Annotated in this window: 1 protein-coding gene; it reads right to left on the bottom strand. The window is 68.0% G+C overall.

Translation table 11 applies throughout. The features are described 5' to 3' along the window. Positions 1 to 1,395 (bottom strand): amino acid adenylation domain-containing protein (locus ABZS69_RS67055; RefSeq protein ID WP_355395677.1); only part of this gene is annotated, 1,395 nt, incomplete at its 3' end. Between the last annotated feature and the right edge of the window lie 11 nt (positions 1,396 to 1,406).

The following is a 1,406-nucleotide window of genomic DNA, read 5'->3' on the forward strand; positions in this document are numbered from 1 at the left end:
CCGGAAACCACGAATCTTCACCTGATGATCGGTCCGCCCCAGGAAGACCAACTGGCCATCCGGCCGCCACACAGCCACATCACCGGTCCGATACAGCCGCGAACCGTCACCCGCGTGCGGGTCGGCGACGAACCGCTCCGCCGTCAGCGCGGGCCGGCCGTGATAGCCGCGGGCCAGGCCGACACCGCCGACGAACAACTCCCCGGACACACCGGTGGGGGTGGCGTTGAGATGGGCATCCAACACGTGGGTGGTGGTGTTGGCGATCGGACCGCCGATCCCGGCCGGATCCTGACCGATGGTCGCGCACACCGTCGCCTCGGTCGGGCCGTAGGCGTTCAGCAGCCGATGACGGCTCCCCCACACCTGCGCGAGCGCCGGGTCCAGATGCTCACCAGCGCTGATCAACGTCAACCCGGGTAGCTGCGCCGGGTCCAGCGTGGCCAGCAGCGACGGCGGCAACGTCGCCACATCCACCCGCTGCCCATCGATGAACCCCGCCAGATCGGCCACCCGCTGCTCCACACCCGGAACCACCAGCGTCGCCCCCGCAGCCAACGTCACCGCAATCTCCGACACCGCCGCATCAAACCCAGGCGACGCAAACTGCAACACCCGCGAAGAAGCCGAAACCCCGAACGCCTCCCGCTGCGCCACCACCAGATTCACCAGACCCCGATGCCCGACCCGTACCCCCTTCGGACGGCCGGTGGAACCGGAGGTGTAAATCAGGTAGGCCGCCTGATCTGGGACAACAACCACGTCGGGAGCCGTGACCGGCATAACCTGTATGCCCGGATCGTCCACCAGCAGCGTCCGCAGCCGACCCGCAGGCAGCTCCTCCAGCAGGTCCCCGGTGGTCAGCAGCAGACCCGCCCCGCTGTCAGCCAGCAAAAAGGCCAGCCGATCCACCGGATAGGTCGGATCCAGCGGCAGATAAGCCGCGCCCGCCTTCCACACCGCCAGCACGGCCACCACCAGGTCCACACCACGCGGAAGACACAACGCCACCGTCGTCTCCGCACCCGCACCCAACCCGATCAGCCGATGAGCCAGCCGATTGGCACGAGCCTCCAACTCCCCATAGCTGACCTCCCCCGCAGAATCGGCCACCGCCACCGCCTCAGGAGCAGCCACCGCACAAGCCGCGATCAGCTCATGCACACCCCCCACCTCAGGCAGCACCGTCCTGGTAGCGTTCACGTCGTCCAGCGCCTGCCGCTCAGCCGACGTCAGGACGGGCAAGGCAGACAACGGCCGGTCCGGATCAGCGGTGACGGCATCCAGCAGCACCCGAAGGTGGCCGACCAACCGCTCGATCGTGGCCTGGTCGAACAAGGCCGTGCTGTATTCGATGGTGGCCGACAGGCTGTCGGCGCCCTCAGCGAAGATCATGCGAAGGTCGG

Source organism: Nonomuraea sp. NPDC005650 (assembly GCF_040605375.1).
Classification (GTDB): Bacteria; Actinomycetota; Actinomycetes; order Streptosporangiales; family Streptosporangiaceae; genus Nonomuraea.